Here is a 275-nt window from a genome sequence, read left to right as displayed (position 1 = left end):
AGGGAGAACGATGGCAGAAGCATTAGTGAAAAAGAAACTTATGCTAGAAGGTTTAGATTGTGCAAATTGTGCAATGAAAATTGAAAAAGGTGTTGGGAATATAGAAGGAGTAACGTCTTGTTCCGTAAACTTTGCAACAAAAACGATGCTTTTAGAAACACCGCAAAATAAAGAAAATCAAGTTGTTACGGAAGCGAAGCAACTTGTTACAAAATTAGAGCCGCATATTAAAGTGCAAGAAGAGCAAAAAACAAAATTAATAAAAGAAGTGTTTG

Annotated in this window: 1 protein-coding gene; it reads left to right on the top strand. The window is 34.2% G+C overall.

What is annotated here, in order from left to right:
• Window positions 1-10: 10 nt before the first annotated feature.
• A partial coding sequence (locus SB775_RS29250) for a cation transporter (protein ID WP_410864729.1) occupies window positions 11-275 on the top strand: 265 nt, incomplete at its 3' end.

The sequence above is a fragment of the Peribacillus sp. SIMBA_075 genome (genome assembly GCF_046534585.1).
This window is presented reverse-complemented; position numbering and strand designations above follow the sequence as displayed.